The 26455-nt window shown below is 74.0% G+C and carries 32 protein-coding genes; 11 read left to right on the top strand and 21 right to left on the bottom strand.

Features of this window, described 5'->3' with window-relative positions; translation table 11 throughout:
• Positions 1 to 144: 144 nt before the first annotated feature.
• Genes QSK03_RS28820 through QSK03_RS28840 form a run of 5 tightly spaced genes read right to left on the bottom strand, consistent with a single transcriptional unit; the run spans position 145 to position 4955 of the window.
• Entirely contained in the window at positions 145 to 2157 is a 2013-nt protein-coding gene (locus QSK03_RS28820) for a CehA/McbA family metallohydrolase (RefSeq protein ID WP_285659025.1), read from the bottom strand.
• Positions 2157 to 2987 (bottom strand): mycofactocin-coupled SDR family oxidoreductase, encoded by an 831-nt coding sequence (locus tag QSK03_RS28825; RefSeq protein ID WP_285659026.1) that lies wholly within the window; start codon positions 2985 to 2987, stop codon positions 2157 to 2159. The genes QSK03_RS28820 and QSK03_RS28825 overlap by 1 nt, the downstream gene beginning before the upstream one ends.
• Before the next feature lie 58 nt (positions 2988 to 3045).
• Positions 3046 to 3834, bottom strand: a complete 789-nt coding sequence (locus tag QSK03_RS28830) for a DUF1684 domain-containing protein (RefSeq protein ID WP_285659027.1) — start codon at positions 3832 to 3834, stop codon at positions 3046 to 3048.
• Entirely contained in the window at positions 3831 to 4346 is a 516-nt protein-coding gene (gene msrA / locus QSK03_RS28835; protein ID WP_285659028.1) for a peptide-methionine (S)-S-oxide reductase MsrA, read from the bottom strand. Before msrA ends, QSK03_RS28830 begins: the two co-directional genes overlap by 4 nt.
• A 60-nt stretch (positions 4347 to 4406) precedes the next feature.
• A complete protein-coding gene (locus tag QSK03_RS28840) occupies positions 4407 to 4955 on the bottom strand; it encodes a helix-turn-helix domain-containing protein (RefSeq protein WP_285659029.1) in 549 nt (182 codons plus the stop codon).
• A gap of 154 nt (positions 4956 to 5109) precedes the next feature.
• Between QSK03_RS28840 and QSK03_RS28845 the strand changes: the two genes are divergently transcribed.
• Positions 5110 to 5577: an SRPBCC family protein gene (locus QSK03_RS28845; protein WP_285659030.1), complete on the top strand. Its 468-nt coding sequence runs from the start codon at positions 5110 to 5112 to the stop codon at positions 5575 to 5577.
• Here the strand turns inward: QSK03_RS28845 and QSK03_RS28850 are convergent.
• Complete coding sequence (locus QSK03_RS28850; RefSeq protein ID WP_285659031.1) at positions 5513 to 6085, bottom strand: 2'-5' RNA ligase family protein; 573 nt, start codon at positions 6083 to 6085, stop codon at positions 5513 to 5515. The two genes, QSK03_RS28845 and QSK03_RS28850, sit on opposite strands and share 65 nt — an antisense overlap.
• Positions 6086 to 6095: 10 nt before the next feature.
• Between QSK03_RS28850 and QSK03_RS28855 the strand changes: the two genes are divergently transcribed.
• The 5 genes from QSK03_RS28855 to QSK03_RS28875 all read left to right on the top strand — a co-directional run bounded on the left by QSK03_RS28855 (position 6096) and on the right by QSK03_RS28875 (position 10659).
• Entirely contained in the window at positions 6096 to 6422 is a 327-nt protein-coding gene (locus QSK03_RS28855; RefSeq protein WP_285659032.1) for a hypothetical protein, read from the top strand.
• Positions 6423 to 6444: 22 nt separating this feature from the next.
• The gene (locus QSK03_RS28860) at positions 6445 to 7371 is read left to right on the top strand and encodes an LLM class flavin-dependent oxidoreductase (RefSeq protein WP_285659033.1); all 927 of its coding nucleotides are present in this window, start codon (positions 6445 to 6447) and stop codon (positions 7369 to 7371) included.
• A gap of 218 nt (positions 7372 to 7589) precedes the next feature.
• Positions 7590 to 8465: an EamA family transporter gene (locus QSK03_RS28865; protein ID WP_285659034.1), complete on the top strand. Its 876-nt coding sequence runs from the start codon at positions 7590 to 7592 to the stop codon at positions 8463 to 8465.
• A gap of 67 nt (positions 8466 to 8532) precedes the next feature.
• Positions 8533 to 9840 (top strand): alpha/beta hydrolase family protein, encoded by a 1308-nt coding sequence (locus tag QSK03_RS28870; RefSeq protein ID WP_285659035.1) that lies wholly within the window; start codon positions 8533 to 8535, stop codon positions 9838 to 9840.
• 39 nt (positions 9841 to 9879) lie between these two features.
• On the top strand, positions 9880 to 10659 hold the full coding sequence (locus tag QSK03_RS28875; protein WP_285659036.1) for an SDR family NAD(P)-dependent oxidoreductase: 780 nt from the start codon (positions 9880 to 9882) through the stop codon (positions 10657 to 10659).
• 16 nt (positions 10660 to 10675) lie between these two features.
• On the opposite strand, the gene QSK03_RS28880 is transcribed toward QSK03_RS28875, so the two are convergent.
• A complete protein-coding gene (locus QSK03_RS28880; RefSeq protein ID WP_285659037.1) occupies positions 10676 to 11497 on the bottom strand; it encodes a sulfite exporter TauE/SafE family protein in 822 nt (273 codons plus the stop codon).
• Positions 11498 to 11552: 55 nt separating this feature from the next.
• On the opposite strand from QSK03_RS28880, the gene QSK03_RS28885 reads away from it, so the two are divergent.
• A complete protein-coding gene (locus tag QSK03_RS28885; protein ID WP_285659038.1) occupies positions 11553 to 11711 on the top strand; it encodes a hypothetical protein in 159 nt (52 codons plus the stop codon).
• A 13-nt stretch (positions 11712 to 11724) separates the two neighbouring features.
• Here the strand turns inward: QSK03_RS28885 and QSK03_RS28890 are convergent, their stop codons facing one another.
• The 6 genes from QSK03_RS28890 to QSK03_RS28915 all read right to left on the bottom strand — a co-directional run bounded on the left by QSK03_RS28890 (position 11725) and on the right by QSK03_RS28915 (position 17622).
• Positions 11725 to 12489 carry an SDR family NAD(P)-dependent oxidoreductase gene (locus QSK03_RS28890; RefSeq protein WP_285659039.1) on the bottom strand — a complete coding sequence of 255 codons (765 nt, stop codon included), beginning with the start codon at positions 12487 to 12489 and terminating at the stop codon, positions 11725 to 11727.
• A gap of 71 nt (positions 12490 to 12560) precedes the next feature.
• Complete coding sequence (locus tag QSK03_RS28895; protein WP_285659040.1) at positions 12561 to 13250, bottom strand: alpha/beta fold hydrolase; 690 nt, start codon at positions 13248 to 13250, stop codon at positions 12561 to 12563.
• Between the two features lie 79 nt (positions 13251 to 13329).
• The gene (locus QSK03_RS28900) at positions 13330 to 13614 is read right to left on the bottom strand and encodes an alpha/beta fold hydrolase (RefSeq protein ID WP_285659041.1); all 285 of its coding nucleotides are present in this window, start codon (positions 13612 to 13614) and stop codon (positions 13330 to 13332) included.
• Between the two features lie 129 nt (positions 13615 to 13743).
• Positions 13744 to 14382: a DNA-3-methyladenine glycosylase family protein gene (locus QSK03_RS28905; RefSeq protein WP_285659042.1), complete on the bottom strand. Its 639-nt coding sequence runs from the start codon at positions 14380 to 14382 to the stop codon at positions 13744 to 13746.
• 27 nt (positions 14383 to 14409) lie between these two features.
• Positions 14410 to 16239, bottom strand: a complete 1830-nt coding sequence (locus tag QSK03_RS28910) for a [protein-PII] uridylyltransferase (protein ID WP_285659043.1) — start codon at positions 16237 to 16239, stop codon at positions 14410 to 14412.
• Positions 16240 to 16356: 117 nt separating this feature from the next.
• Positions 16357 to 17622 carry an ammonium transporter gene (locus QSK03_RS28915; protein WP_285659044.1) on the bottom strand — a complete coding sequence of 422 codons (1266 nt, stop codon included), beginning with the start codon at positions 17620 to 17622 and terminating at the stop codon, positions 16357 to 16359.
• On the opposite strand from QSK03_RS28915, the gene QSK03_RS28920 reads away from it, so the two are divergent.
• A complete protein-coding gene (locus QSK03_RS28920) occupies positions 17609 to 17746 on the top strand; it encodes a hypothetical protein (protein ID WP_285659045.1) in 138 nt (45 codons plus the stop codon). The two genes, QSK03_RS28915 and QSK03_RS28920, sit on opposite strands and share 14 nt — an antisense overlap.
• Positions 17747 to 17763: 17 nt before the next feature.
• Here the strand turns inward: QSK03_RS28920 and QSK03_RS28925 are convergent, their stop codons facing one another.
• From QSK03_RS28925 to QSK03_RS28935, 3 genes are all read right to left on the bottom strand, one after another.
• Positions 17764 to 18963, bottom strand: a complete 1200-nt coding sequence (locus tag QSK03_RS28925; RefSeq protein WP_285659046.1) for a pyridoxal-phosphate-dependent aminotransferase family protein — start codon at positions 18961 to 18963, stop codon at positions 17764 to 17766.
• Between the two features lie 95 nt (positions 18964 to 19058).
• Positions 19059 to 19892: a polyphosphate kinase 2 gene (gene ppk2, locus QSK03_RS28930; RefSeq protein WP_285659047.1), complete on the bottom strand. Its 834-nt coding sequence runs from the start codon at positions 19890 to 19892 to the stop codon at positions 19059 to 19061.
• A 65-nt stretch (positions 19893 to 19957) separates the two neighbouring features.
• The gene (locus QSK03_RS28935) at positions 19958 to 20503 is read right to left on the bottom strand and encodes a hypothetical protein (protein ID WP_285659048.1); all 546 of its coding nucleotides are present in this window, start codon (positions 20501 to 20503) and stop codon (positions 19958 to 19960) included.
• A gap of 225 nt (positions 20504 to 20728) precedes the next feature.
• Here QSK03_RS28935 and QSK03_RS28940 point away from each other — a divergent pair, with 225 nt between their 5' ends.
• A complete protein-coding gene (locus QSK03_RS28940) occupies positions 20729 to 20884 on the top strand; it encodes a DUF6131 family protein (protein WP_285659049.1) in 156 nt (51 codons plus the stop codon).
• Between the two features lie 9 nt (positions 20885 to 20893).
• Here the strand turns inward: QSK03_RS28940 and QSK03_RS28945 are convergent, their stop codons facing one another.
• From QSK03_RS28945 to QSK03_RS28960, 4 genes are all read right to left on the bottom strand, one after another.
• Positions 20894 to 21961: a CHAD domain-containing protein gene (locus QSK03_RS28945; protein ID WP_285659050.1), complete on the bottom strand. Its 1068-nt coding sequence runs from the start codon at positions 21959 to 21961 to the stop codon at positions 20894 to 20896.
• Between the two features lie 93 nt (positions 21962 to 22054).
• A complete protein-coding gene (locus QSK03_RS28950; RefSeq protein ID WP_285659051.1) occupies positions 22055 to 22651 on the bottom strand; it encodes a hypothetical protein in 597 nt (198 codons plus the stop codon).
• 20 nt (positions 22652 to 22671) lie between these two features.
• Positions 22672 to 22818 (bottom strand): hypothetical protein, encoded by a 147-nt coding sequence (locus QSK03_RS28955; protein ID WP_285659052.1) that lies wholly within the window; start codon positions 22816 to 22818, stop codon positions 22672 to 22674.
• A 69-nt stretch (positions 22819 to 22887) separates the two neighbouring features.
• On the bottom strand, positions 22888 to 23379 hold the full coding sequence (locus QSK03_RS28960; protein ID WP_285659053.1) for a TIGR03618 family F420-dependent PPOX class oxidoreductase: 492 nt from the start codon (positions 23377 to 23379) through the stop codon (positions 22888 to 22890).
• A gap of 139 nt (positions 23380 to 23518) precedes the next feature.
• Between QSK03_RS28960 and QSK03_RS28965 the strand changes: the two genes are divergently transcribed.
• Positions 23519 to 24109: a dihydrofolate reductase family protein gene (locus tag QSK03_RS28965; protein WP_285659054.1), complete on the top strand. Its 591-nt coding sequence runs from the start codon at positions 23519 to 23521 to the stop codon at positions 24107 to 24109.
• 37 nt (positions 24110 to 24146) lie between these two features.
• Here QSK03_RS28965 and QSK03_RS28970 read toward each other — a convergent pair whose 3' ends face one another.
• Entirely contained in the window at positions 24147 to 24857 is a 711-nt protein-coding gene (locus tag QSK03_RS28970; protein WP_285659055.1) for a hypothetical protein, read from the bottom strand.
• Positions 24858 to 25386: 529 nt separating this feature from the next.
• On the opposite strand from QSK03_RS28970, the gene QSK03_RS28975 reads away from it, so the two are divergent.
• The gene (locus QSK03_RS28975; RefSeq protein ID WP_285659056.1) at positions 25387 to 26376 is read left to right on the top strand and encodes a hypothetical protein; all 990 of its coding nucleotides are present in this window, start codon (positions 25387 to 25389) and stop codon (positions 26374 to 26376) included.
• The last annotated feature ends 79 nt before the right edge of the window (positions 26377 to 26455 follow it).

The following is a 26455-nucleotide window of genomic DNA, read 5'->3' on the forward strand; positions in this document are numbered from 1 at the left end:
CACCAACACCTTGACCCCACCAAGCGCTACCAAGGCCGCCTCACCCCCGCGGCCTGACCACCAAGATCCGAACCCGCGACACAACCACCGAGACTCGGCCTTGACAGATCACCCGAGACAGGACACCGGCTACAGCCGGGAATTTCACTCACACAGGGGTCGGTAGACGGCGCGGGCCTGCTCGAAAACCGCGTGGTGGTCGGCGAGCTGGGTGTCGCGGTGGTCGGGGTCGAAGCGGCCCTCGGCGAGCAGGAGCGCCTCGACACGGTCGAGCAGGCCCAGGCACCAGCGGGCGTCGGCGGGCCGGGCGACCCGCTCCCCCGCCACCTCCACGTGCACCGGCGAGGTGTGGGCGAACACCGGCCGCTCCGGGTCCATCGGGTGCGGGCCGCCGCGGGCGAGCGCGGCGATCCACAACGGGCCGCCGACCGTCACCGAGGCCACCACGGTGTCGTCCGAGCCGTCCGGCCCGACCGGGGCCGCGGCGATCTCGCCGTCGGGGCCGACGAGGACGACCTCGTCCGCCCCGCTCCCCCGCACCCGGGCGTGGACGGCGAGGACGTCGCCGGCCTCGGCCGCCACGACGTCCCCGGGTCCGGCCCCGTTGACGGACAGCGTCACGAACGGCCCGTTCGTCGCCAGCGTCCGCCCGGCCCGGATCGCGTCCCGCACCGCCTCGGCGGAGACCGGCGCGTCACCGAGCTGCGCGTAGGTCCGCAGCCAGCCCGGCGGGTTGGACGCGACGCCCGGGCCGTGGGCGAAGGACAGGAAGACGTCGCTGCCCGCCACCGCCGCGAGACGCAGGCCGCACCCGAGCAGGCGGTGGTACAGCTCGGCGCCGGCGCGGTCGTCGAAGCACGACACGACCTCGAGGCCGTCGACCAGACCGAGCGCGGCGTCCACCACGAGCGCGCGGGCCTCGACGGTGCGGTGCGGCGAGAGGAACGGGCCGTACGGGTCGTCGTCCGCGACCCCGAACGGGGCGAACACCGGGTGCGCGTACGCGGTGGAGGCGCCGGTGGCCTGCAGGTCGGTGCACGCCTCGCTGTTCGGTGGCCAGTCGTGCGGCTGCGCGGTGCCGGGGTGCCCGGTCTGGTACCGCGCCGGCGGGGCGCCCGGGGCGAGCGCGTGGACGTGGCCGAGCAGGTCGTTGCGGAACTCGACCGACGCCCGGGCGGAGGCATCACCACGCCAGAGGTCCGTCCCGACCGTCGCCTCGAACAGCTCACGGTCGTACACGCGCTCGCCGCCGAGGTTGCCGGCGGTGAGGTTCAGGAGGTCGAGAGCCTCGCCGCGCTGCATCGCGCGGGCCTGCTCGGGGGCGACGACGAGGTCGCCGGAGTAGTTGAGGTGGACGTGCAGGTCCGCCGAGCGCCAGCCCTCGGCGCCCGGGTCGACGACGCGCTCGGGCTCGAGGTCGACCACCGCGTCGTTGTCCACGGCGATCGTCCGCGACTCCGGCGCGTACTCCGGCCCGCGGGTGCACGTCACCGTCAGCTCGCCGGCCGGGACCGTGAGCGTGGTGTCGCGCGCGTGGAAGTACGGCCGGTGCGCGCCGTCGTGCTTGGCCGGCGCCCCCTCGGGCCACCACCCGCCGCCCGCCGCGTCGACCACCGACCAGCGCGACCACCCCGTCCCGCGCACCCGCAGCGTCGCGGCGGCCCGGACGTCGACCGCCCCGTCCACCAGGTGCACGGCGCCCGCGTACCCGACGCGCAGGGCGTCGCCGGCGAGGTCGACGGTCAGCACGTGCGCGCCCCCGGTGCGCACGGTGACCGGCGTGCCCGCGACGTCGAGCTCCGCGGTGACGGCGGCCTCGACGACCACGTCGAGCGTCACCGGCCGGCCCGCGACCGCGAGCCGCGGCGTCCCGACCCGCGAGGTCAGCGTCCCGTCGGCGTCGACGGCGAGCACGACGAGGCCCGGTCCGGGGTGCTCGCCCGCGACGCGGCGGATCGCCAGCGACCAGTCGCCGCCGGTCGACGCCAGCGCGGCGGTCAGGTCGCCGAGACGCGAGAAGCGCGCGAGCCGGAGGAACTCGGGCAGGTCCTCGGCGCCCCAGTCCCAGGGGCGCTCGTCGCGCAGCCGCCGGTAGTGGGCCAGCGCCTCGATCGCGGCCGGCGGGAGATCGAGGACCTCGTCGTCCTGACAGCACATCAGCGAGCAGTGAACCCCGCGTCGACGGGCAGCGCCACACCCGTCACGTAGCGGGCCTCGTCGGAGACCAGCCAGGCGACCGCCGCCGTGATGTCCTCCGGCGCCAGCAGGCCGACGGGCAGCAGGTTGCCGACGTCGGGCATCTCGTCCGCCGGCACGGAGAAGCGCGCCGCCACCGCGTCGTTCAGCACCATCGTCGTGGCGACGCCGGCGGGGTGGACGGAGTTGACGCGGACGGAGTGGGGCGCGAGCCAGTGCGCCCACGACCGCATGAGCCCCACGACCGCGTGCTTGCTCGCGATGTACCCGTCGGACTGCCCGCTGCCGTCGCCGCCGCGCCCGGTGAGGCCCATCGAGGAGCTCGTCAGCACGATCGCGCCGCCCCGCCCCTGCTCGATCATCGTGGGTGCGGCGGCCTGGACGGTGTTCCAGACGCCGACGGTGTTGACCTCGAGCTGGTCACGGAACGCCCGCGCCTCGGTGATGTCCGGCGAGGCCATGCCGATGCCGGCGTTGGCGAGCACGACGTCGACGCCGCCGAGCTCCGCGATCCCCGCCGCGACGGCCTTGCCGAGCGCGTCGCCGTCCCGGACGTCGGCGATGTGCGCGCTCACCCGGCCGCCGCGGGCACGGATCCCGGCCGCGGTCTCCTCGAGGTCGTCGTGGCCCGCCATCGGGTAGGCCACGCCCTCGATCGACGCGCAGATGTCGACCGCGATCACGTCAGCGCCCTGCTCGGCGAGCCGCCAGGCGTGACTGCGGCCCTGCCCGCGGGCCGCGCCCGTGACGAGCGCGACCCGCCCCGCCTGAGGTCCTGTGCGTGCGTCCATGGCGGGCACCGTAGCAGGCGGTGGTTGTAAAAAAGAACCACGTACTACGGCGGCAGGATCAGACCGGTGTCTTCTCCCCCGCCGCCACCGGCACCGTGACGGTGTTGCCCGCCGGGGGCAGCGGGCACGTCGCCGACGCGGTGAAGGCGCACGGCAGGTTGAGCGTGCGGTTGAAGTCGATCCGCACGCTGCCGTCGGCTGCGGGCACCTCGGTGCGCAGGATGCGCCCACCGCCGTAGGTCTCCGCGCCCGACGTGCCGTCGCGGAAGTGCAGCTTGAGCTCGTCACCCTCACCGGAGAGCGCCACCAGCTCCTGCTCCGCGCCGCCGACGGTGAACGTCACGGTCCCGACGGCGGTCGGGTGGAACCCGAGGCCGTCCACCACCGTGTCGACGTCGATCCGCCGCGGCGCGTCCCACGGCGTGAACCGGCCGGTGACGACCCACGCGGCGTCGACCGGGAACGCGGGCACGCCGGCGAACTCCCGGCGCGTCCGTGCTTCGGGGTCGCGCACCCGCAGCGCCAGGTGCTCCTCGCGGCGGATCACCTCGACCCGGCGCCGGTCGACCGTGACGAGCACGCCCGGCTTGCCGTCGACCGGCTCGACGCGGGCGGTGCCGTCCACCGGCTCGCCGTCGACGCCGACCTCGTCGGCCGCCGCGGCGGTGATCTCCACCCCGCCGTCGGCGGCCCGCCACGTGCCCGGCAGACCCGGGTACGGGCGGGCCTCGCCGTCGAGCCAGTACAGCCCGGTGAGGCTCAGCCAGCCGTGGGGCGCGCGGAGCACGTCCTCGCGCTCGGCGTGCCAGGTGGCCCAGTCCTGCGCGAGGTCCAGGGTGCTCGTCATCCGGTGGTCGCCTCCCGGCGCGGCAGCACCCAGCCGGGGCGCACGAAGTGGCAGGTGTAGCCCCAGGGCTGCTTCTGCAGGTAGTCCTGGTGCTCCGGCTCGGCCTCCCAGAAGTCGCTCGCCGGCTCCACCTCGGTGACGACCTTGCCCGGCCACAGGCCGGAGGCGTCGACGTCGGCGATGGTGTCGCGCGCGATTCGCTCCTGCTCGGGCGTCGTGTAGTAGATGGCCGAGCGGTAGCTGCGGCCGATGTCGTTGCCCTGACGGTTCTTCGTCGACGGGTCGTGGATCTGGAAGAAGAACTCCAGGATCGTCCGGTAGGAGATCACCTCGTCGTCGAACACCACCTCGACGGCCTCGGCGTGGTCGCCGTGGCGGCGGTAGGTGGCGTTCGGGGTGTTCGGGTCTCCGGAGTATCCGACCCGGGTGGAGAGGATGCCCGGACGCTGCCGCAGCAGCTCCTGCGCTCCCCAGAAGCACCCACCGGCCAGGATGGCGGTCTGCGTGGCCACTGATCGACCTCCTCGGTCTCGGCTTGCGTGGGGGAAACGCACGCCGGCTCGTGGGTGTTCCTACTCCCGGCTCACCACCGACAGGAAGCGCACCGGGGCCTCGAGCAGCTCGTACGGGCCGTGCTCGCCCTCGGCGTCGAGCTGCAGCGTGTCCCCCGCCCGCAGGGTGTAGCGCGCGTCCTCGTAGCCGTAGACCATCGCGCCCTCGAGGACGTAGAGCAGCTCGCGTCCCGGGTGCCGGCCACGATCCCGGGGGCCGACACCGGCGTCGCCGTCCAGCGTGACGAGGTGGGCCTCGAGTGGGCCGTGCGGTGGTCCGAGCCGGCGGTCCCCCGGCGTGGCGACCGGCGCGCCGGCGGGCGTGAACACCACCCGGTGGGTCGGTGCGACCTCACCGAGCAGCGCCCCGACCGGCACCTCGAGGGCCGCCGCGAGGCGGGCCAGCGTCGTCAGGCTGGAGGACGTCCGCCGGTGCTCGATCTTCGAGAGCATCGCCCGCGAGATCCCCGCGCGGGCGGCGAGCTCACCGTTGGACAGACCGAGGGCCAGGCGACGCCGGCGGACCTGCTCGGCGAGGGCGTGCTCGGGGCCCTCGGGATCCTCAGTCACCGCTCCCGTTCACCCGTCCTCCCCCTCGCGTCGCACGACCAGCGTCACCCGCGGCTCGGCGCGGTGGGTTACAGGGACGTTTCCGGTGGTGCGTCGCGGCGCGCGTCCGGGTGCCGACGGTCGATGTGCCACTCGGGGTGACATGCTCCGCACCGTGAGCGAGCAGCGCATCGAGGTCACGCGGGTCATCGCCGCCGAGCCCGCCACGATCTTCGACGTCCTGCGCGACCCGCACGGGCACGTCTCGATCGACAGCTCGGGCATGCTCATGGACGCCACCGGCGAGCCCGTCGAGGCGGTGGGCGACCGCTTCACCGTGCACATGGACCGCGAGTCGCTCGGCGACCGGCCGCTCGGCCGCTACGACGTCGACGTCGTCATCACCGTCTACGAGCCCGACCACGACATCGCCTGGACCATCGAGGGCGTGGCGCGGCCGTTCATCGGCCACGTCTACGGCTACCACCTCGAGCCCGTCGAGGACGGGACGCGTGTCACGTCGTACTACGACTGGTCGCACATCCATCCCGAGTGGGCGGAGCGCGACGTCTTCCCGATCATCCCGGAGCAGGCCCTCCGGTCGACGCTGGGGATCCTCGCCCGGACGGTGCAGAAGGACTGAGCACCGCCTCGGCGCCCACGTCCCAGGTCTGCGTGCGGATCATGAGCTGCACCCGGTCGACGGTGGTCGTGAGCGGGAGCCGCGGGGCGAGGGCCGCGGCGGCGTCGGCCAGCGCGGCGGCCGGGGCGGCCCGGCGCAGGCCGACGGTGAGGTGCGGGACGAGCTCGCGGTCCGCGGGCGGCAGCGCCGGGACGGCGCGCCGGATGCGCTCGGCGATCTCGCGGAACGGGTCGACCGGGTCGGGAGCGAGCCACAGCACGCGGTCGGAGAACCACCGCAGCGCGCCGAACGAGCAGGCGAACCGCGCGACGGGCGCCACGGCCTCGCGGAGCGCCGCGACGTCCGAGTCGGTGACGTCCGCGGGCTCGAGGAAGGGGTACACCAGCGTGAGGTGCGCCCCGAGCCCGCGGCGCGCGGTGGGGTCGAGCCGCTCGCGGAACGGGGCCACCAGCGGCTCGGCGTCGGGGACCAGCACCGCGATCATCGTGCGGCGCGGCTGATCGTCCATGCTGGAGAGCGTGGCAGCGACGACGGCGAGCTTCGACCGCTTCGGTGTGAGCTACCTGACCGGCAACTCCCGCGCGCCGGGCGCCATCGCGGCGGTCGTCCAGTGCTTCTCCGGCGACGGGGAGGTCGCGCAGCTGCAGTTCTTCCCCCGCGGGGTCCCGGTGACGCTGCCGGGCGGCCTGGGCTCGAGCGGCAACGTCGTCCTCTACTTCGGGATCGACGACCTGCCCGGTGTCCTCGACGTGCTCCGGCGCACCCCGGCGGCCACGGTCGTGCTCGATCCCGACGAGGGCCACGGCGCCCTGTACGGGGCGACCGAGCAGGCCGGCGACGGCTGACGGCGGGGCTAGGGTCGGCGGCGTGCGCTGGTCGATCTCCCTGCCCCAGCTCGACGTCGACGGCTTCGACGGCGACGGGCTCGCGTTCTTCCTGGCCCGCGCCGAGGAGCTCGGCTTCGAGGGCGGCTGGACGCTCGAGCAGGCGGTCGGCCCGACGCCGCTGATCGCCCCGCTCGAGCTGCTCGCGTGGGCCGCCGGGCACTCGACGCGCCTGCGCCTCGGGGTCGCGGTGCTGGTCAGCTCGCTGCACGACCCCCTCCAGCTCGCCGCCTCGCTCACCGCGGTCGACCGCCTGAGCCACGGGCGCCTGGACGTCGGCGTCGCGCCCGGCGGCGGGTTCCGGAAGTTCGAGGCGTTCGGGGTGGAGCGCGAGACCTTCGTCGCCCGCTTCACCGAGGGCCTCGAGCTGATGGAGGCCGCGTGGTCGGACGCCCCGCGGGTGACGTTCCACGGCCGGTTCCGCGACGTCGACGACCTCCCGATCGCCCCGAAGCCGGTGCAGCGCCCGCACCCGCCGATCTGGTTCGGCGCGAACGCCCCGCGCGCCCTCGCCCGCGCGGTCCGGCTCGGCGACGCGTTCCTCGGCGCCGGGTCGTCGTCCACGGCGCGGTTCGCCGAGCAGGTGTCGACGGTGCGTGCCGAGCTCGACCGCCAGGGCCGCGACCCGGTCCCGTTCACGATCGGCAAGCGCGTCTACCTCGCCGTCGACGACGACGCCGACCGCGCGCGCCGGCAGGTCGCCGCCGGCCTGCACCGGATCTACGGCGAGATGCCGGGCCTCGACGACGTCGCCGTCGCCGGCACTCCCGACGACGTCGCCCGGGGGCTGACCGAGGTCACGGCCGCGGGCGCCGAGATGATCGTGCTCAACCCGCTCGGGGACACCGTCACCGACGACCGCGAGCAGATGGAGCGCCTCGCGGCCGAGGTCCTGCCCCGGGTGGGCTGAGCGGGTACGGTCCGGCACAGCACGTGGTTGCGCCTAGGGTTCCGCCCGCTGCCCGCCTCCTGACCCACAACCAGGGTGGCCGGGGCCAGGACCGAGCGGCGCCACGGCCGCCCCGAGGACAGCGTCGGGCCGGTCGACACCTGACGGGAGAGAAGCCCTGAGGGCTCCGATTCGACGTGCCCGTCCCCGGACGGGACCGACGCCCAGGAGCCTCCCCGGTGATCCTCCCCGTCCTCTCCACCTCCCCCGCCACCGACGGTCTGTCCGGCGGGATCGTCGCGATCACGCTGCTCGCCGCCGTGCTGCACGCCACGTGGAACGCGGTCGCCCACGGCGTCCCCGACCGTCTCGTCGGCTTCGGGCTGATCGGCGCGGCCTACGTGGTGGTGCCCGGCATCGGCGTGCTCGTGCTCGGGCTGCCGCCGGCCGCCGCGTGGCCCTTCATCGCGGCCTCGGCCGTGCTGCACGTCGTCTACACGCTGCTGCTCTGGGCGAGCTACCAGCTCGGTGAGTTCAGCCAGGTCTACCCGGTGGCGCGCGGCACCGCGCCGTGGGTCGTCGCGCTGATCGAGGTGGCTCTCGGGCACGGCCTGCCGCCGCAGCAGCTCGCAGGCGTCGTGGTGATCTCCGTGGGCCTCCTGAGCCTGGCGCTCGACGGCGGCCATCCGTCCCGGGCGACGCTGCCCGCGCTGGCGGCCGCGACGGCCACCGGGCTCGCGATCGCCGGGTACACCGTCGTCGACGCCACCGCGGTCGCCACCACGCCGGTGCTGGTGTACGCGTCGTGGACGTTCCTGCTGCAGGGCCCGGTGATGCCGATCGTCGCCCTCGCCCGCCGCGGACGCCGGCTCCGGGCCGTCACGCCCGCCGTCGCGCTCGTGGGCCTCGGCGGCGGCGTCGTCTCCCTGGCCGCGTACGGGCTCGTGCTCGTCGCCCAGACCAGCGGGGCCACCGCCGCCGTCGCGGCCCTGCGCGAGACCAGCATCGTCATCGGCGCGCTGATCGGGACGGTCTTCCTCGGTGAGAGCTTCGGGCTGCGCCGGGCGGTGGCCGCCGCCGTCGTCGCGGTCGGCATCGTGCTGGTCAACGTCTGATACCGGTATCGGGACTGGTCGTCGTGACCAGTGCCCCGGGCGCGGGCGGCGACCACGATCGGCCGGTATGGCGGACACGCAGACCCCCTCCACCACTCCCCCGGCGGCCGGCCTCAAGGTCGACCAGCTCTCCCACTCCGGGACCACCTCGCACGAGATCTACACCGCGGGCTTCTACGAGGACGTCGGCCGGGACTTCGTCGTCCGCGTCCTGCTGGGCAAGGCGACGCGGGGCGGCGCGGACATCGGTGAGGTGCTCGCGGCCATCGCGCCGATCCGCCCGAGGGACGACACCGGGTGGTTCGCCGCGTGGAAGGCGCTGGGCGAGCGCACCGCCGCGATCGCGGACGGGTGCGCGCGGCGTGGCCACCGGGCCAGCGCCGCGCGGGCCTACCTCCGGGCGGCGAACTACCTCGCCGTCGAGGTCAACGCCGTCAACGGGCTCGACACCGACGACGAGCTGCTGCCGACGTTCCGGGCCCACCGGGCGGCGTGGGAGGGGTTCCTCGGGGCCACACGGTGGCCGGTCGAGCGGTTCACGATCCCCTACGACGGCGACACGATGCCGGGCTGGATCTTCCGTCCGGACGCCTCCGGCGCGGTGCGCCCGACGCTGGTGATGAACCTCGGCAGCGACGAGGCGATCACCGGCGTGTGGAGCGAGGGCGCGGAGGGCGCGCTCGAGCGGGGCTACGACGTCGTGCTCTTCGAGGGCCCGGGCCAGCAGTCGATGCTCTTCGAGCGCGGCATCCCGTTCCGTCCCGACTGGGAGGAGGTGCTCACCCCGGTCGTCGAGACCGTCCTGGCCTTCCCCGACGTCGACGCCGCGAAGCTCGCGGTCTACGGCGTGAGCCAGGCCGGCTACTGGGTGCCCCGCGCCCTCGCCTTCGAGCACCGGTTCGCCGCCGCGATCGCCGACGGCGGCGTCGTCGACGTCTCCCGGACCTGGACCGACGCCCTGCCCCACCGCGTGGTCGCCGCCTGGGAGCGGGGCGAGAAGGAGCGCTTCGACACGGAGATGGGCCTGGCCATGCACCTGCCCGGCATGAAGGGCCGGCGCACCGAGTGGCGCTTCCGCTCCCGTCCGTACGGCGTGTCCGGCTACTCGACCGTTCTCGACGAGGTCGCGAAGTACTCGCTGCGCGACGTCGCGGGTCGGATCACCACGCCGCTCTACGTCATCGACGCCGACGGCGACCAGTTCTTCGCCGGCCAGCCCGCCGAGCTCGCCGCCCTGGTCCCCGGCGCGACCCACGCCCGCTTCACCGAGGCGGAGGGCGCGAGCTACCACTGCCAGCCGCTCGCCCGCGAGCTCACCGAGCAGCGCATGCTCGACTGGCTGGACGAGCAGATCGGTCACGTCGAGGGCCCGTAGGGCGCGACGGGGCAGATCACCAGAGGATGAGGAGGGGTCATGGACCTGGGGTTGCGTGATGCGGTCGCCGTCGTGACCGGGGCGAGCCGCGGCATCGGGCTCGCGGTGGTGCGCGGGCTGGTCGACGAGGGCGCGCACGTCGTCGCGGGCGCCCGGTCGAGCTCGGAGGAACTGGCGGCGCTCGCCGACACCGGAGCGGTCGACGTGGTCCCGGTCGACCTCGCCGATCCCGCGGGCCCGGCCGAGCTGGTCAGGGCGGCCGGCGACCGGATCGACGTGCTGGTGAACAACGTCGGCGCCGTCACGCCGCGCCTCGAGGGCTTCCTCGCGATCACCGACGAGCAGTGGGAGCGCTCCTGGGCGCTCAACCTCATGACCGCGGTCCGGTCCACGCGCGCGGCGCTGCCGGCGATGCTCGCGGCCGGTCGCGGCTCGGTGGTGTGCGTCGGGTCGGTCAACGCCTTCCTGCCCGACCCCGGGGTGATGGACTACTGCGCGGGCAAGGCGGCGCTCGAGAACTTCGCCAAGGCGCTGTCGAAGGAGGTCGGGCCGCGCGGGATCCGCGTGAACTGCGTGAGTCCCGGGCCCGTGGCCACCGACCTGTGGCTCGGTGACCAGGGGGTCGCCCAGACGATCTCGGCGTCGGGTGCGGGCACGCCCCAGGAGATCGCCGACGCCGCGGTCGCGGGCACGGCCACCGGACGCTTCACCCGGCCCGAGGAGGTCGCGGACCTCGTCGTCCTGCTCGCGGGCGGGCGCGCCGGGAACGTGACCGGTACCGGGATCACGATCGACGGCGGGCTCGTGCAGACGCTGTGAGGGCCGGCGCCAGGGACTAGCCGACGCCGGCCCGCGACCGGCGGCGGGCCAGCGCCACGATCTCCCGCACCGCCATGAGCAGCGCGAACGTGCCGAACACCAGACCGAGCACCTCGGTGTGCAGCGCGAGACCGAGCAGGGCACCGACGATGACGCCGGGTGCCGAGGTCAGCCCGAGCACCCAGCCCCAGCGCGCCGAGGCGGTGCCCTGGCGGACGTGCACCACGGTGCCGACGACGGAGTTCGGGATGAACATCAGCAGCGACGTCCCGGCCGCCACGTGCAGCTCGACGCCGAACAGCAGCACCATCGCGGGCACCGCGAGCAGCCCGCCGCCGAGCCCCATCGCGCCCGACCACGCACCCACCACGAGACCGACGACCAGGGTCGTCGGCACGACGAACCACGGGTCGGCGAGCAGCGCGGGCGGGACGAGGGCGTGGGTGAACAGCGGCGGGCCGAAGGCGTCGATCCCGAACTTGGCCGCCGTCAGCAGCAGGATCGCGATCAGCAGTACGCGCAGCACGGTCTCGTGGGTGCGGGCCAGCAGCCACGGCCCGAGCGCCCCGCCGAAGGTCGCGCCGACCGCCATCGGCGTCCCGACCGCGAGGTCGAGCGCGCCGCCCCCGATCGCGTAGGTGGCGGCACCGGCGACGCAGAGCCCGATCTGCGCGACGGTGGACGTGCCGTGCACCCGGGCACGGGTCATCGACGTGAAGCGGTCCAGCGCGGGGACGAAGAGCACCCCAGCGCCGCCGCCGATGAGGCCGCCGACCACGCCGCCCGCGACCCCGATGGCCGCGATCCGCCCGGTGGAGCCGACCTCCTCGTCCGTCACGCGCCCCACGCTAGAGCTCGCCCGTGATCTCGCCGCGGGACATGCTCGCGATGACGTGGCGGCGTCGTCGTCGGTGTCGACCGGCGAGGCGACGATCCGGGGTCAGGTCGATGCCGTTCTGCGCGCCGAGCCGCGGCAGGACGGGCAGGTGCCGCACGTGCAGGCCTGGGGCTCGTCGACGTCCTCGATGCGGATGTCGTGGGGGTGGTGGTAGATCGCCGCGCGCATCAGGCGCCGCCGCTCATGCCGCCGTCGATGGCGAAGGTCGTGCTGGAGACCATCGCGCTCGCGTCGGAGGCGAGGTAGAGCGCGGCCTGCGCGATCTCGTCGACGGTCGTGTGCCGGCCGAGGGGGATCATCCCGTCGAAGTCGACCGCGGCGTCGGCCTGCGACTTGCCGGTCGCCCGCATCTCGATGTCGTCCTGGAACGGGGTCGACGTGGGCCCGGGGTGCAGGGTGTTGACCCGGATCCGCCGCGGAGCGACCTCGGCGGCCGCGGACTTCATCAGCCCGACCTGGCCGTGCTTCGCCGCGACGTACGCCGACAGGTCGCCGAAGCCGACCAGCCCGACCACGCTGGACGTGATGATCACGCTCCCGCCGTCGTTCATCTGCGGCAGCGTGTGCTTGAGGACGTGGAAAGCGCCTCCGACGTGCACCGCGAGCGTCCGGGCGAACACGTCCTCCGGGTAGTCGACGATCTTCGCGACCGCGCCGGAGATGCCCGCGTTGGAGAACACGACGTCGAGACGCCCGAAGCGCTCGACGCCCGTGCCCACCGCGGCTGCCACCGCGGCGGAGTCGGTGACGTCGGCGACCGCCGACACCGCGTGGTCGGGCCCGATCTCCGCGGCCGCGGCCTCGAGCCTGGTCTCGTCGATGCCGACGAGCACCACCTTCGCCCCCTCGCGCACGAAGAGCTCGGCCGCGGCTCGACCGATCCCGCTCTCCCCTCCGGTGATCAGGGCGACCTTGTCCTGGAGATGGGCCATCGAGCGTCCTCACGTCGTCGGTCGTGTCCGACCGACATGATGACCATGCGGCCCCGGCGAGGAGAAGGACGTCAGCCGACGCGGGCCAGCGCGGTCTCGACGAGATCCACGACGGCGTCGGGGTGCGAGATCATCGGCACGTGGCTGGACGCGACCTCGACGGTCGCCGCCCCCATGCGCGCGGCGAAGGCGCGCTCGGCGTCCGGCGGGATCGCCTCGTCGTTCGTGGCGACCATGTACCAGCTCGGCAGCCCCTTCCACGCCGGGATGCCCATGACGTCCTCGAGCGTGCTCGCCGCGAGCGGCTGCTGGACGGCGTGCATGACGCGGGCCTGCGCCGGCTCGACGTCGGCGGCGAAGTGCTGGACGAAGTCGTCCTGGGGGAGCCACGCATAGCCGAGCTCGTCGATCTCGAGGTGGGCCAGGGCCGGGGTCGGCGGGCCCTGGGCCAGGAGCTTGCCGATCGACTCGCCCTCGTCGAGCCCGAACGCCGCGATGTAGACGAGGCCGACGGCGTTGGGGGCGTCCTGGCTCAGTGCCGTCATGATCTGTCCGCCGTACGAATGGCCGACCACGAGCGTCGGCCCGTCCTGCCGGCGCAGCACCTGGCGCAAGCGCGCCACGTCGGCGTCGAGCGAGGTCTCGGGGAACTGGGGGCTGGTCACGGTGTGGCCGCGCTCCTGGAGCGCCCGGACCACCGCGCTCCAGCACGAGCCGTCGGCCCACGCGCCATGGACGAGGACGATGTTGAAGCCGCTCACCTGGTCTCCTCCCGCAACGGCTGTCGTGACGCCGACCGTTCCCGGTGGCGGACACGCTCCGATATCGCGGGTACGTCGATCAGGTGACGGAATGGATCACGCGGCGCAGGACGTCGCGGACGGTGGCCAGCAGCTCGTCCGGATGGTCGAGGTGCACACTGTGGCCCGCCCGCGGCCAGGAGATCACCGGCGCATCGAGCGCGTGGGCGATGCGCTCGTGGGCACGCCGGACCGGCGCGCTCGACGGGCGGTCGGCGGTGACGACGGCGGCCGGGACGGTCGGCAGGGCGTCGTCGCGCCACCGCCGGGCCTGCTCGGTGAGCCCGACGACCGACGCGGCGACCTGCCCGGGATCCAGACGCACGGTCCGGTCGACGGCCGCGGCGCAGTCCGGCCGAGCTCGGGGTCGTTCACCGGTGTCGTGTCCAGCAGCACCGCCGGGCCGTCGTCGCCGTGGACACGCACTCCCTCGATCGCCATGGGCCCATCGTCATCAGGCGTTCCCCGGGCCGGGCGCCTGCCCCAGCACCGCCCAGCAGTACCAGGCCGCGACGGTCCGGTAGGGCCGGAACGCCTCCCCCAGGAGATCCAGTTCCCGTGCGGTCGGGAGCGGGATCTCCCAGGCCGCGGCGTAGCCCTTGCGCACGGAGAGATCCCCGGTCGGCCAGACGTCGAGGCGCAGCAGCTGGAGCATGAGGAACATCTCCGCGGTCCACCGGCCGACGCCGCGCACGGTCGTCAGCTCGGCGACGACGTCCGCGTCGTCCAGGGCGGCGAGCGCCGGGCCGTCGAGCCGCACCACACCCCCGCCGACCTTCGCGGCCAGGTCCCGCAGCGACACGATCTTCGCGAGCGACAGCCCGGCCCGGCGCAGGTCGTCGTCCGGTACCGCCCGCAGCGTTTCCGCCGTGACCTCCCCGCCGAGCGCGTCCACCAGGCGACCGTGGATGGCGTCCGCGGAGCGGTTCGACAGCTGCTGGTGCGTGATCGCCCGCATGAGGAAGGCGAACCCGGTCGCGGTCGGCGCCGCGATGGTCGGCAGGCCGAATCTGTCGGCCAGGCGTGCGATCGTCGGCTCCCGGGCGGCGAGCGCGGTGGCCGCGGCGCGATGGGCCTCCGACAGGACCGGCACGACGCCGCCTCCGTTCCCGCCCGGGTGTCAGGCTCCGTGCCGGTCGGCGAGGACGACGCCGACGTCCGGGGGCTCCGAGGATTCCATCCCGATCCCGGCGACGACGGCCGTCTCGCCCGCGCCGCGTCGCGGGTGGGGCACCGGCCCGGGTACCGGGCGCCCGGTCAGCACCGCCCGACACCGCCGCACCAGGTCGCCGACGAGGGCCGCCTCCCACGGGGTCCAGGCTCCGGGGCCGGTGGCGAGGGCGTCCGCCTCGGCGAGGGTCGCCAGCAGCTCGAGCAGGACCGGGTCACCGCCGAGCGTCGCGAGGACCCGCCGCACCGTCGCCGGATCCTCCGGATCGCGGCGCCGTGCCGTCAGGGGCAGGAGCCGGTGGTGACGCACCAGCGTCGCCAGGGTCTCCCGGTCCGCCGGCGCGAGCCCCAGCCGGCGCCCGAGGTGGCGGGCCAGCTCCGCGCCCACGGCAGCGTGGTCGGGGCCGCGCCCCCGCCCGAGGTCGTGCGTGAGCGCCCCGAGCAGCAGGAGGTCCGGGCGCGGGACGCGGGTCGTGCGCGCCGCGGCGTGCCGTGTCGCCTCCACCAGGTGGCGGTCGACGGTCCAGAGGTGCCGGTGGTCCCCCGACGGCAGGTCGCGGACCGCGCCCCACTCCGGGAACAGCCGGCCCCACAGCCCGGCACGCTCGAGCGCCTCGACGACGCCGACGACCCCGTCCGATCCGAGCACGGCCAGCAGCTCGGCGCGGGCCTCGTCGGGCCACGGCTCCCGCAGCTCCGGCGCGGCGTCGGCCAGCCGGCGCAGGGAGGACGGCGCCATCGGCAGGCCCGTGCGGGCCGAGGCCGCCGCGAGCCGCAGCACGAGGGCCGGGTCCCGGCCGGCGGGTGCCTGGCGGGCGAGCCCGACCTCCCCGCCGTGCTCGACGACCCCCTCGGCGAGCGATCGGCGGCCGGGGCCGCGCCGGAGGGCCGCGAGGCCCCGCTTCGTCGCCGTGGCCTGCACGGACCGCAGCGCCGCGTCGAGGGCGTGGGCGACCGTGCGCCCCGCGCCCGAGAGCGACCGCGCGAGCTCGGCACCGTCGGCGAAGCCGGACCCGGGCGTCGCGGCCAGCTCGTGGGCGTCCTCGGCCCACAGGACGTCCCGCGCGCGACCGGCCCGGCGGTGCAGCTCGGTGCGGAGGTCCAGGAGCAACGCCCGGGCCGCGCGGACCTGGGCGCCCGGCGCCTCCACCAGCTCGGCGGCGACCAGCGCGTCGAGCACCCGGAGATCGCGCAGCCCGCCGCGGCCGCGCTCGAGGTCGGCGCCGATCAGCTGGGCGACCTCCCCGGAGGCCTCCCGGCGGGCCCGGACGGCGTCGGCGACCACGTCGATCCGGCCGCGGGCCCCGGCCCGCCACGCCCGTCGCGCCGCCGCGGCCAGACGCTCGGCCACGGCGGCGTCGCCCGCGACCGGCCGCACGTCCAGCAGGTCCATCGCGACGTCGAGGTCCTCGAGCGACCGCGCGACGACCTCGCCCACCGTCCCCGTCGCGGAGCGCAGCCCGATCCCGGCGTCCCGCAGCGGGGACCACAGCGCGCCTGCGGTCCGGCCGGTGCCCGCCGCCGGGGCGCTCCCGTCGTGCACGAGCAGGAGATCCAGGTCCGACCACGGAGCCGGCTCGCGCCGGCCCAGCGCCCCGAGGGCGACCAGCGCGGTCCCCCGGGCCACGCCGACGGCCGCGGCCCGGCTCGCCAGCCAGAAGTCGTGCAGCTCGACCAGCGCCCCGCGCAGCGCCTCCGGACCCAGGCGCCGGGCGCCCTCCGGCGGGGAGATCAGCGCCTCCCGGGCCCGCATCAGGTCCGTCGCCGCGTCCCCGTCCATCCCCGACCCCTCGTCTCGACCGTGCCGGCTCCCAGCACGCGCGCAGGCGAACGGCACCGGCCCCGCCGTCGCTCCCGGCGGGAGGACGGCGGACCCGGTGCCGTGCGACGTGCGGTGCTAGAGGACCCCGGCGGTCGCGCCGTTGCCCGCGGCCGCCCCGACGCGGCCGCTCGCCATGCCGGAGTAGTCGTAGCCCGACTCGGCGTGCTCGGCCTCGTCGATGCCGACGGTCTCGGCCTCCTCCTCGATCCGCAGACCCATCGTGACCTTGACGATCAGCGCGATGACCGCGGTGAGCACCCCGGAGTAGACGATGACCGCGAGCGCGGCGACGGCCTGGACGCCGAGCTGTCCCCAGCCCCCGCCGTAGAAGACGCCCCCGGCACCGGCCGGCGAGCCGTCCCAGGCGAAGAAGCCGATCAGCAGCGTGCCCACGAGGCCGCCCACGAGGTGGACGCCGACGACGTCGAACGCGTCGTCGAACCCGAACCGGTACTTCAGCCCGACGCCGAAGGCGCAGGCGAGGCCGGCGATGAAGCCGATGGCCATGGCGCCCAGCGGCGTGACCGCCGCGCAGGCCGGGGTGATGGCGACCAGGCCCGCGACGATGCCGGAGGCGGCCCCGAGCGAGGTGGGCTTGCCGTCCCGGATCTGCTCGATGATCAGCCAGCCGCAGATCGCCGTGCAGGTCGCGACCACGGTGTTGAGGAACGCGTAGGAGGCGGCGAAGTTCGCGACGGCGGCGGAGCCGGCGTTGAACCCGAACCAGCCGAACCACAGCAGCCCGGCGCCGAGCATGACCATCGTGAGGTTGTGCGGGCGCGCCGAGTCGTTCGGCCAGCCCTTGCGCTTGCCCAGGATGAGGGCGAGGACGAGCGCGGCCATGCCGGCGTTGATGTGCACCGCCGTCCCGCCGGCGAAGTCGACCGCCCCGATGCCGTTCGCGATCCAGCCCGCGTCGAGGTCGAACACCCAGTGCGCGATCGGGAAGTAGACGATCAGTGCCCAGAGCAGCGAGAAGACCATCCACGAGTTGAACTTCATGCGGTTGGCGACCGCACCGGCGATCAGCCCGACCGTGAGGATGGCGAACATCGCCTGGAAGGCCACGAACGCGATGTCGGGCAGCCCGTCGGTCTGGACGCTCTCCGAGAGCAGGCTCGAGAGCATGAAGTACTGCGCGGGGTTGCCGAACCACCCGCCGACGGCGTTGTCACCGAAGGCGAGCGAGTAGCCGACGATGACCCACAGGACGCCCACCGTGGCGAACGTCGAGAAGACCATCATCATCATGTTGAGGACGCTCTTCGAGTGCGCCTGGCCGCCGTAGAACAGCGCCAGGCCCGGCGTCATGAGGAGGACCAGCGCGGTGCTGGTCAACATCCAGGCGATCGTTCCACTGTCGAGTTCCACGACCGGCGGGTTCCTTCCCTATCAGGACAATCCGGTCGCAGAGCTTCTGATCATCGTGTTGCGCGACGAAACGCCCACGATGACGGTCGGGTGACGTCACGGCCCCGCCGGTTACGTCCTGATCACCGGCTCGCCGCCCTTCTCGTCGGCGAGCGCCTGCCGGAAGTACTGCTGCGCCGCGGCCACGCCCGCGCCGGGGTCGATCGCGGCACCGGCGTCGAGCAGGGCCATCTCCGCCGCCGCCAGGGCCGTCAGGCAGGACACCTCGTTGACGTCGCCCAGATGCCCGATCCGGAACACCTTCCCGGCGACCTTCCCGAGCCCGCCCCCGAAGGACGTCCGGTAGCGGTGGTAGGCGTTGCGGCAGAGCGCGGCGCCGTCGACGTCGGTCGGGAGACGGACGGCGGTCACCGTGTCCGAGTGCCACCTCGGGGCGGTCGCGCACAGGTCCAGGCCCCAGGCCTGCACGCCCTGTCGCACGCCGTGGCCCAGGCGGCGGTGCCGCGCGGCGACGTCGTCCATCCCCTCGTCGAGCAGCCGGTCCAGCGAGGCGCGCAGCCCGTGCAGCAGCGGGGTCGGCGGCGTGTAGGGGAAGTAGCCGACGTCGTTGGCGGTGATCATGTCCCGGAAGCTGAAGAAGCACCGTTCCGTCGCCGTGCGCTCGGCGGCCTCGACCGCCCGCTCGCTCACGCCGAGGATCGCGAGGCCCGCCGGCAGCATGAAGCCCTTCTGGCTCCCCGCGACGGCGAGGTCGACGCCCCAGTCCTCCTGCCGGAAGTCGACGGAGCCGATCGACGAGACGCCGTCGACGAACAGCAGCGCGTCCGAGCCGGCCGCGTCCATCGCCCGGCGGACCGCGCGGACGTCGGAGGCGACACCGGTCGACGTCTCGTTGTGGGTGACGAAGACGGCCTTGATGCTCGGGTCGGCGCGGAGCTCCCGCTCGTAGGTCTCGACGGGGACGCCCTCGCCCCACGGCACGTCGTGGCAGACGACGTCGAGCCCGAGCCGGCGCGCCATGTCCGCCCACAGGTGGGAGAAGTGCCCGAAGCGCGACATCAGGACGCGGTCGCCGCGCTCGAGGCAGTTGGTGATCGACGCTTCCCACGCCGCCGTGCCGGAGCCGGGGTAGAGCAGCACGCGGCCGGTGCGGAGCCGGAAGACGCACCGGAGGTCCGAGAGGATCTCCAGGACGAAGTCCGGGAAGTCGGGCGCGCGGTGGTCCTCCATCGGCACGTTCATCGCGCGCCGGACCACCTCCGGCACCACGGTGGGCCCGGGCACGAACAGGTGCGTCGTTCCGATCTTCACGACCGAGCCTTTCGCCGAGGGCGTGGGTCGTGTCGCACCGTAGGCGCACGGACGGCCTCCCCACGTCCCCCGACGTGGGGGGACGAGGGGGGAGCTCAGTCGCCGTCGAGCAGGGTCGCCGCGTGGTCGGGGACGGCGCGGGCCAGCTCACGGGGCGGGCGCACGTAGCCCTCGCTCGGCGGGCGCACCGGCAGGTGCAGGGCCGGCTGCTCGATCGGCTCCCACGGCACGGTGTGCAGCAGGTGGGCGATCATGTTCAGCCGGGACCGGCGCTTGTCCTCCGATTCCACGATCGTCCAGGGCGCGATGTCGGTGTCCGTGGCGGCGAGCATGGCGTCCTTGGCCTTGGAGTACTCGTCCCAGCGGTTGATCGACTCCAGGTCCATGGGCGAGAGCTTCCAGCGCTTGAGCGGGTTCTCCAGCCGGCCGCGGAAACGGCGCTCCTGCTCGTCGGGGCTCACCGAGAACCAGTACTTGCGCAGCAGGATCCCGTCCTCGATGAGCATGTCCTCGAAGGTCGGGCACTGGCGCAGGAACCGGTCGTACTCCTGCGGAGTGCAGAAGCCCATGACGTGCTCGACGCCGGCGCGGTTGTACCAGGAGCGGTCCAGCAGCACGATCTCCCCGGCCGCCGGCAGGTGCGGGACGTAGCGCTGGAAGTACCACTGGGTGCGCTCGCGCTCGGTGGGCGCGGGCAGCGCGACGATGCGCGCGACGCGGGGGTTGAGGTTCTCGACGACCCGCTGGATCGCGCCGCCCTTCCCGGCCGCGTCGCGTCCTTCGAAGATCACGACGAGGCGCGCGCCGGTCGCCTTGACCCACTCCTGCATCTGGACCAGCTCGCCCTGCAGACGCAGCAGCTCGGCCTCGTACACCTTCTTGGGGAAGCGCTTCTTCTTCGCGTCCGACTTCGTGCCCGACTTCGCCACCGTCCTGACCCCCTGCCTCGAACGACCTCGGACCAGCATGTCGTGCGCGACGCCGATCGGACAGATCAGCCGATCCGGGGGGACAGCGCCGCGCCTGCGAAGCCCAGGAGCGCGGCCCCGGAGCCGACGCCGGCGAGCAGCTGGACGAGCAGGACGGATCCCGTGAGCACCGCCGCGACGGCGGCGAGCACGGCGAGGGCGCTCATCACCGCGCCGAGCGCGACGAAGCGGCCGAAGCGCCAGACGCGGCCGAGGACCACGAAATGCACCCCCACGACGAGGGCCACCCACACGACGGCGAGGTCGGGGCGGTCCAGCACACCGTTGATCAGCCAGAGGCCGGCGGCGAGGGCGACGACCTCGCCGGCCACGACGAGCCAGTAGCCGCGTCCCCACCGGGTCCGGCCCTGCCCGGCGCCGGTCGCGCTGCGCGCGGCCCGGCGGAACACGACGACCGCGCCGACCGCCAGCGCGACGGCCGCGACGACCGCCGCGATCCGCAGCGCCGCCGCCCACGGCGCCGGGAACGCGTCGGTGTTGGCGAGGACGAACACGGCCCCGAAGGCGGCCGCCACGAGCGTGCCGACGAGCCGGCCGAAGGGGTCTGCCACGCGATCATCCACGCGGCCGGCATCCCTCTGAGACAGCCCCGCTGTCCCTGTCGCGCCGATTGTCAGAACCCCCCGCGACGGCACGGCCGAACAGCGCAACCTCATCCGCAATCCGCGGCCGGGCCGCACCACGGGCGCCGACCGCGTCGTTGCCGCTCTGCCCGTCGGGGGTCAGGACGTTCCTCGCCCGACGGCGAACGCTCCCCAGCGGACAGGAGTCCTCACGTGATCATCCTCGGCATCATCCTCATCGTCCTGGGCTACCTGGCCCCAGTGCCCTCCATCGTCATGACCATCGGCTGGATCCTGCTGGTCGTCGGCCTGATCCTGACCCTGCTCGGGGCGGTCGGGCGGCCGATGGGGCGCAAGACGTACTTCTGAGCCCGACCCTCAGGCGGCGTCCACCAGGCCCTTGCGCAGCTTGGGCCTGGTGTACGCCGCGACCGCGGCGGTCAGGGCCTCGTCGGCCGCCACGCGGCGGGCGCCCGCCTCGGCGTGCAGCACGCCGTAGGTGAAGCTCGGCTCCCCGGCGCGGTGGGCCAGGTCGGCGAGGTCGACCAGCCAGTGCGCCACCGCCTCGCTGCGGCGCCGGTCCTCGACGGCGCCGGCCAGGGCCTCCGCGGCGTCGGCCAGCCGGCGGGCCTGCTTGCCGAGCGCGACACGGGTGATCCGGGCCGTCGTCGCGACCGCGTGCGCCGCCGTGGCGGCCCGGGCCAGCTGCGCCTCGGGGCCGTCCTCGTCCACCACGGCCTCGGCCGCCTCGCGCGCCGCGGTGTCGGCGTCGGCGAGCGCGCGGGCCAGGACGCGGCCGGCGTGCTTCGGCTTGCCGCCGCCGATCGGTGCCGAGAGCACGAGCTGGTCGGCGTGCGCGAGCAGGCTCGTCCACTCGGCCTGCGCGAGCATCCCGGTGACGGCGTCGCGACGTTCGGTCGTGCGGGCGGCGACGACGATCCCGACCCGGGCCTCCACCGGACCCTGACGCAGGGCCGGATCGAGGTCCTCGACGAGCTCCTCGAGCACCTCGACCGTGCCGTCGAGGGCGCGGGCCTCCTCGACGGTCGACCGGGCCCAGGCCAGTTCCGCGCGCAGCGCGGCGAGCTCGCCGCCCTCGATGAGCGACGCGAACCCGGTGACGACGGCCTCCAGGTCGGCGAGCGCCTCGGCGAGGCGCTCCACGTCCGGCTCGTCGGAGCCGCCGGCCTCCAGCACGGGGTCGTCGTCGGGCGTCTCGTCCTCCGCGGCCGGCACGGTCACCGACGATCCGCCGTCCGCGCCGAAGTCGGCGCCGGGGTCGCCGCCCTCGGCCGCGACGTCGGTGCCGATGTCGGTGTTGGTGTCGGTGTCGGCAGTCGACGCGTTCGGGGGCACCGTCTCGGGCTCGAGGGCGGCGTGGAGCGCGGCCACCCGTTCACGGATCGCGGCGAGGACGACGGTGGCGGCGGAGACGGTGTTCGACACGTGGTCAGGTGTACCCCACCCTCCCCCGCGCGATCGACGCCGGAGCGCGGATCCCCCGACGTTCACGGGGCGGCCACCTCGCGGACCCGGCGCTCACCCGCTCCAGCCGGTCCGCTCGAGCCACGGCCGGAGGTACTCGCGGTCGAGCGCGGCCGGGTCCGCCACGAGGTCGAGCATCAGCGCGTGGCGGCGCGCCGCGTCCCTGGTGAGCCGGGCGTCGTCGTCGCGGGTGAAGGGCCGGTCGGGCCCGTACCGCCGGGCCGCCGCCACGATGTCGCCGGCGGCGTCGCGCACGTCGTCCGCGTCGGGCCCGGCGAGGGCCGGGTCCAGCCCGGCACCCGCGAGGCGCTGCCCGAGATCCTCGAGCCGCGCGGCGAGCCACTCCCACGGTGCCGCGGTCAGTCCGGCGTCCCAGTGCCGGTCGGACGGCTCGACGCCCTCGAACCAGGGGTGGAAGTGAGCGGCGGAGAAAGGCTCGTCCGGCCGGTCGAGGCGGCCGAAGAGGTCGGCGCGCCAGAACACCCCGTCGACCACGAGCCGCTGCGCGGCCGACTCGGACCCCCGGTGCTCCTGGGGCTCGCGGAGCGCGAGCTCGATGCGGGCGCCGTGCTCCATGGTGGCGTCGGGACCGATCTCGAACCACCGCCGGACGGTGACGGCGGTGCGGGTGAAGCTGAAGGTGACGAGCATGCGGGCGGCTCCGGGTGTGGTCAGGTCAGCTCGGCGAGGGCGCCCAGGTGGAGGTCGAACCGGTCCCCGGCGGCGGTCGGGTCACCGCCGGGGCGCTCGAGGTAGGCGGTGCGCAGACCGGCGGCAGTCGGCCCCGAGCCGGGCCAGCGTCGGCGGTGTCGGGCCACGCCGGCCGGCCGTGTCGTCCACGAGCGCGCCCAGGATGTCGAAGACGATCGTGTCGACCTCGGGCCGCGTCACCACGGCTGACTGCTGCTCGTCCAGTGGGTCAACGTGTCGATGTCGTCCGGGCTGTGGGTGTGCCGCGGCGGCGTCGCGAACGTCGCGTACGGGGTGATCCGTACGACCACCCGGTGCTCGTCCGCGCACATCGTCCGCACCGTCGCCATCTTCTCCTCGGGGACTTCCTGGCCCTCGCCCATCAGCACGATGATGCGGCGCATCAGCTCGGTCGCGGCGTCGAGATCGTCCTCGATCACGGCGTCGCCGTAGACCTGCAGATAGGTCAGCGGCCAGTGCTCGTCGAGCACGCACAGGCTGACCTTGCCGTCGCGCGCCACGGCCTTCGCCTTCTGCCGCTCCGCCATGGTGGAGACGAGGATGTCGCCGGTGTCGGGATCGAGGACGTAGTAGACGACCGTCATCGCGGGCCCGTCGGCGCGGCGGTTGTACCCGAAGATCGCGGTGCGGTGGTCCCGGACGAAGTCCCGGCGTTCGGCCTGGTCCATGAGGGCACGGTAGGCCCGGGAGGGCGGCGGCAACCAGGGACGACGGTGGACGGGGAGTGCCGCCCACCTGCTAGCGTGTCGTCAACCGATTGCAACTTGCAACCGCCTGGGAGGGCCGATGTCGGACACCACGTGCCACATGTCGATCTCACTCGACGGCTTCGTCGCCGGACCGGACCAGAGCCGGGACGACCCGCTCGGGAAGCGCGGTGTCGAGGTGCACGGGTGGCACATCGGCGACCCGCGGGCGACCGAGGCCGACAAGGTCGCGACCGACTGGCTCATGCGCCCGCGCGGGGCCTACGTCATGGGCCGGAACATGTTCGGACCGGTCCGCGGCGAGTGGGACGAGGACTGGCGTGGCTGGTGGGGGGCCGAGCCGCCGTACCACGCGCCGGTCTTCGTGCTCACCCACCACGCCCACGAGCCGATCGAGATGGAGGGCGGGACGACCTTCCACTTCGTCACCGACGGCTTCGACACCGCGTACGCGCGCGCGCTCGAGACCGCCGGCGAGAAGGGCGTGGACATCGCCGGGGGCGCGTCGGCGGTCCGCCAGGCGCTGAACGCGGGCGTGATCGACGAACTGACCCTGGACATCGCCCCCACCCTGCTCGGGAGCGGCGAGCGCATGTTCGACGGTGTCGCCTCCTTCGACTTCGAACCCGTCGAGGTCCTGCACTCGCCGCTGAGCACACACATCCGGTATCGCCGGAGCACCGCCGGCTGACCGGGAGCGTCCGGGGCAGAGATCACCTCGAGGTCCGTCAGCGAGCCTCCGATCCGCCGGCAGGGTGCGGACAGTCCGCACACCGGCCGGCGGCCCGCCCGTCGGGCGGACGACCGAGCACCTCGGCGACGAGATCGGTGGGCAGCGGCGGTGGTTCTCGTCGCCGAAAGGGGATGTACCCCCGCCGGAGGTCCTCGTCCGACGGGGCGAGGAAAGCGGCCAGGAGGCGAGGGCGGTGGATCTGCTGGACGAGCTCCACACCGATGGCCGATCCCACGATGACCAGAGCCGCGACGCGCGGGACGTTCCAGTCGCCGGGGCCCGGAACGGCGACGCACAGCAGCCCGGCCAGGAAGGCGAGAATGCCGGTGTTGTACGTGTGGCGCGCGAGGAGGCGATGGTGACTGGCGACGTCCTCGTCGATCCACTGCTCCGAACGGATCTCGTGCATCAGCTCCGGATCGCGGGCCTTCTCGGGGTGGACCGCGACGCGCTCGGCCACCGCCACGTGGCGGCTCGCGGCGGCCAGTCCGGCCTGGATGGCGAAGACGAGGCACGCGATGGCGAGCGAGAAGAACATGATCGCGAGGTCGCCCCGGAGGCCGCGGTCGGTCCTCCCGGCGAGCGCCACGATCGCCGCGATGGAGAAGCCCGCCAGCAGCGGTGACGCCACGGACGCGAACGCAGCGGTGGCGCCGGGGTGGCCGAGAGGGCGCGGCGTGCTCCAGAAGTCCCCCTGTCGAGGCATGACCGGTCCTATGCCTCGAGGTCGGCCCAACCGTGGAGCCTCGTCACGTGGGGGTCGTCGGGATCGTGGGCCCGGCACCTCACGGAGACGCCGGCGCCGGGTGGACCGCCGACCCGCAGAGCGGCACCGAGCTTCTCGAGGACGTCGGCCGAGACCGTGCCGCAGATGTCGTAGTAGTCAGGGGCGGACTCCTCCGCCGCGCGCGCGCTTCTCCGTCCTTTCCGACCCTGACCGAGATAATGCATCGTGCGCCGAATGGTGCCGTCGACACCACTTTCGGGCGTGACGGCCTCGTAGGTGATGCCGGACTCGGAGCGCCGAACTCTGACCATTTCCCACCGTCACCTCCGTCGTCCACTGACGGACACCTTGCAGCACATTCGGGTGCGAGGCGAGTTCGTTCGTCCGTCCGGAGCAGGCCGGCGCGAAACCCTCGCGGACACGGTCCGCGCGGCAGTCGGCACTCTTCGTGACAGCACGTCTCTCGCGCTACGATCCGTCGTCGAGGCACGAGGAAAGATGGGCGTCGATGAGCGCACTCGCCACGGTCATGCGCTCGACCGGATTCGTCCTCGTGATCCTCAGTCTGCCGGTCGGCATCCTCGCCGTCGGACTGTTCCGCCTGGAGGACTACCACGTCGGCGTTCTCGTCGCGCCATTCGTCGTCATCGCGCTCGGCGCCCTGGCCCTCTTCCGCGGCCGTCAATTGGTCGCCCGGGCAATCAACTCCACCGAATTCGCACCCGGCCACCCGACCGTCCTCTACCTCCGTGGTTTCGACGCCGATGTCACACCGCGACGCGCGACCCTGACCGCAGCCGCCCAGTTCCTCTCGCTCGTGTCGATGCTGGCGCGGCTGATGGAGAGCTGGGCCACCGAGGAGGAGCAGCTGGCGGACGCCCTGATGCCCATCGGCACCCTCGTGGCCGTCGGCAACCCGACGGAGCCCCTGCCCCTTCCCGGGGCCCGGCGCGTCTACGTCGGGGACGACTGGCAACGGGCCGTGGTGTCCCTCATGAGGGCGTCACGGTTGACCGTCATCCGGCCGGGTCGCAGCCCCGGCGTCGTCTGGGAACTCGAATGCGCCTCTCGGGTCGTCCCGCCGGAGCGTCTCGTCATCCTCGTCTCGGACCACCTGAGCCGGCGGCGGTACGCCGAGATCCGGGAGGCCGCCGAGCGACTGCTCCGGGCGAGTCTTCCGCCCTGGGAAGTCGTCGCGTCGAGCTCCCGGAGCACGGTCTACGGCAAGGCGGGCTACATCCACTTCCTGCCGGGTGGCTTCTCCCGCTTCATGCCGATCCATGCTCCCCCGGCCTATGCCCGTGGCACCAAGCCGCAACGGCAGATGCTGCGCTACTCGTTCTGGCCGGTCTTCCGAGCGACGGGCGTTCCCTGGACGCCTCTCCCCCACATCGGCGGGTGCCTGGCGATCACGCTCGTGATGCTCGTCGCGCTCCTCGGGGGCGTCGCGCTCGTGGTGGCGGCCTCCGCCCTGACGGGAGGCTTCCACGGGCGATGACGTCGCGAGGCGTCTCCAGGTGGCTCGTCCGACGTGCCGGTCGTGCGGGCGTGCAGGTCAGGCCAATGTCCCGACGTTA

Source organism: Actinomycetospora sp. NBRC 106375 (genome assembly GCF_030269665.1).
Taxonomy (GTDB): domain Bacteria; phylum Actinomycetota; class Actinomycetes; order Mycobacteriales; family Pseudonocardiaceae; genus Actinomycetospora.

Excerpts from the sequence above, each read along its gene's own strand:
- QSK03_RS28820 (WP_285659025.1), bottom strand. The coding sequence starts at position 2,157 with ATGTGCTGTCAGGACGACGAGGTCCTCGATCTCCCGCCGGCCGCGATC.
- QSK03_RS28825 (WP_285659026.1), bottom strand. The coding sequence starts at position 2,987 with ATGGACGCACGCACAGGACCTCAGGCGGGGCGGGTCGCGCTCGTCACG.
- QSK03_RS28830 (WP_285659027.1), bottom strand. The coding sequence starts at position 3,834 with ATGACGAGCACCCTGGACCTCGCGCAGGACTGGGCCACCTGGCACGCC.
- QSK03_RS28850 (WP_285659031.1), bottom strand. The coding sequence starts at position 6,085 with ATGGACGATCAGCCGCGCCGCACGATGATCGCGGTGCTGGTCCCCGAC.
- QSK03_RS28870 (WP_285659035.1), top strand. The coding sequence starts at position 8,533 with ATGGCGGACACGCAGACCCCCTCCACCACTCCCCCGGCGGCCGGCCTC.
- QSK03_RS28875 (WP_285659036.1), top strand. The coding sequence starts at position 9,880 with ATGGACCTGGGGTTGCGTGATGCGGTCGCCGTCGTGACCGGGGCGAGC.
- QSK03_RS28890 (WP_285659039.1), bottom strand. The coding sequence starts at position 12,489 with ATGGCCCATCTCCAGGACAAGGTCGCCCTGATCACCGGAGGGGAGAGC.
- QSK03_RS28910 (WP_285659043.1), bottom strand. The coding sequence starts at position 16,239 with ATGGACGGGGACGCGGCGACGGACCTGATGCGGGCCCGGGAGGCGCTG.
- QSK03_RS28915 (WP_285659044.1), bottom strand. The coding sequence starts at position 17,622 with ATGTTGACCAGCACCGCGCTGGTCCTCCTCATGACGCCGGGCCTGGCG.
- QSK03_RS28950 (WP_285659051.1), bottom strand. The coding sequence starts at position 22,651 with ATGCTCGTCACCTTCAGCTTCACCCGCACCGCCGTCACCGTCCGGCGG.
- QSK03_RS28960 (WP_285659053.1), bottom strand. The coding sequence starts at position 23,379 with ATGGACCAGGCCGAACGCCGGGACTTCGTCCGGGACCACCGCACCGCG.
- QSK03_RS28965 (WP_285659054.1), top strand. The coding sequence starts at position 23,519 with ATGTCGATCTCACTCGACGGCTTCGTCGCCGGACCGGACCAGAGCCGG.
- QSK03_RS28970 (WP_285659055.1), bottom strand. The coding sequence starts at position 24,857 with ATGCCTCGACAGGGGGACTTCTGGAGCACGCCGCGCCCTCTCGGCCAC.
- QSK03_RS28975 (WP_285659056.1), top strand. The coding sequence starts at position 25,387 with ATGAGCGCACTCGCCACGGTCATGCGCTCGACCGGATTCGTCCTCGTG.